Consider the following 1,228-nt stretch of genomic DNA (forward strand, 5'->3'; position numbering starts at 1 on the left):
CGCCAGGGCCGGGCCGGGCTGGGCCGTCGGGGGCGCGGCGGTCCGGCCCCACGGCGGGATCTCCGGCGGTGCCCGGCCGGGCGCGGCCGGCCGGCGCGGAGCGGGCACCTCGAGTCGGTACGCCCGGACCGGCGGGGCCGCCACCAGGCGCGGGCCGCCCGCCGACGGCGGGACCGGGGTACGGGGCGTCACCGCGCTCCCCCGGCGCGCCGGGTCGACCCGGACCGGCGGGGCCGTCCTGGTCAGCTTCCGCTGGCCGGCGACGTCGACGGATCGGGTCCGCGGTGGGCGGCGGGGAACCGGGCCGGCCGGTGGGGCCGTTGGCCGCCGGGTCGGGCTCGGCGAGCCGGCCCAGCGACCGGTCCGTCGGGTCCGCCGAGATGGGCCGGCCGGCCCGTCGGCCCGCGGGGCCATCGGCGGCCGGGTCGGGGCCGGCGAGCGGGCCGCGCGAGGGATTGGTGAGGTCGCCGGTGGGCGACGTCGGCCGACGGTCGGCGGCCGACGCGGGCGGGGACCCGCCGCGCCGGTTGACCACCGGCAGGCCGGGGTCGGTGTGTGGCAGACGGCCGGCCTGGCGCAGCCAGTCGGCGGGCCGCTCGGGGCGGTCCGCCCGGGGTTCGCCGGGCGCGCGTCGATCCGGCTCGTCCGGGGCTGCCCGGCGCCGCCCGGGGGCGTCGGTCGGGCCGAGGGTGGGCGTGCCGCCGGTGGGCCCGGTGGTCGCGTCGGGCACCGGCGGCGCGTTGCCGGACCGGGGCACTCCCGGCCCGTCGGGTTCGGCGGCGCGACGACGCCCGCCGGCCACCGGACGGACACGGTCGGCGGGCCCACGGCCGGGCGGTTCCTGCGCGCCGGGCGCGCCGGGGTCGACCGGGCCGGGACGACGCCGGGCGGTCCGCGGATCACGGTCGGCGTCGGGGTCAGGACGCGGACCGCCAGCGGCCGGCGTTGCGACAGCGCCCGGCGCCGTGTCGAGGTGGGCCGGGCCGGGGGCGACGGGCGGTGCTGCGGCCCGTGCCGAATCGGTCACGCGACGACCGGCGGGCCTGCCGTCCGTGGGCAGCGGGCGCGCGGGATCGGTGGGATCCGGGCCGGGGCGGCGCCCCGGGGGCACGGCGTCCGGCCGGCGCAGCGGTGGCATCGCGTCCGCCCGACCCGGCGGCATGGCGGCGTCCCCGCGCCGACCCGTCGGGGCGCCCCCGGCCGCCCGGTCGGTGGCGAAGTCCGGTCG

General features: G+C 84.2%; 1 pseudogene. It reads right to left on the minus strand.

The features are described 5' to 3' along the window. Positions 1–1,027 (minus strand): annotated as a pseudogene (locus V6V47_RS32640) (hypothetical protein); the annotation flags it as partial. Positions 1,028–1,228: the final 201 nt, after the last annotated feature.

The sequence above is a fragment of the Micromonospora sp. CPCC 205539 genome, assembly GCF_036906815.1.
GTDB lineage: Bacteria > Actinomycetota > Actinomycetes > Mycobacteriales > Micromonosporaceae > Micromonospora.